The sequence below is a fragment of the Guptibacillus hwajinpoensis genome (genome assembly GCF_005144865.1).
Lineage (GTDB): Bacteria > Bacillota > Bacilli > Bacillales > Guptibacillaceae > Guptibacillus > Guptibacillus hwajinpoensis_A.
In genome coordinates this window covers 1-863 of the sequence record NZ_SWFM01000020.1, presented here as the reverse complement: position 1 = coordinate 863, position 863 = coordinate 1, and the positions used below count along the sequence as shown (strand labels likewise).

The 863-nt window shown below is 60.8% G+C and carries 1 protein-coding gene; it reads left to right on the top strand.

Annotated elements, in window-relative coordinates; all coding sequences use genetic code 11:
• Positions 1 to 700 (top strand): VacJ family lipoprotein (locus FBF83_RS20560; protein WP_136948948.1); only part of this gene is annotated, 700 nt, incomplete at its 5' end.
• Between the last annotated feature and the right edge of the window lie 163 nt (positions 701 to 863).

Genomic DNA, 863 nt, shown 5'->3' with positions numbered 1-863 from the left:
CAGTACAGGTGACAGCGAGCCGAATCCCCAGGACCCGTGGGAGGGCTTCAACCGCAACGTCTACACCTTCAATGACACCCTGGATCGCTATGCGCTCAAGCCGGTGGCTCAGGGCTACGATTACGTGACGCCGGAGCTGGTTCAGGATGGCGTGGGCAACTTCTTCTCCAACCTCGGGGAAGTGCGCACCATGTTCAACTCGGTGCTGCAGTGGAAGTGGGCGAATGCCGGGATTTCCACGGGGCGCCTGCTGCTCAATTCCACCGTCGGTATCGGCGGGCTGTTCGATCCGGCCAGCGAGCTTGGCTGGACGGTCGACGAGGAAGATTTCGGTCAGACACTTGCCGTGTGGGGCGCCGGCCAGGGGCCTTACCTCATGTTGCCGCTGTTCGGTCCGAGCACGCTGCGTGACACTGCCGGCATGCCGGTGGATTACTTCAATGATCCGATCAACTACCTCGAGGAAGACAAGGTGCGCTATGGCCTGAAAGCACTGGATCTCGTCGATACCCGTGCCGGTCTGCTCGAGCAGGAGAAGTTGATTCAGGGAGATCGCTACAGCTTCATCCGCGATGCCTATCTGCAGCGTCGCAACTTCGAGATCAACGATGGCAAGCTCGGGGATGATCCCTTCGCCAGCGACAGTTTCGATGATGCGGATCTCGATGGTGCCTTTGCACCGGAAGAGGACAGCCAGTAAGGGCTGCCGAGTGTCCTGGCGGCACGTCGAGGCACGCGGATAGCGCGATGGCGAGGCGCCAGGGTCTGGCAGTGGATTGCGGCACGGGACGGGCATGAGAGGTTGGCATGGCGGATGAGCAAGGCAAGCGTCTGTTGATCGGTCTGATCGATCTGGTCGGTTC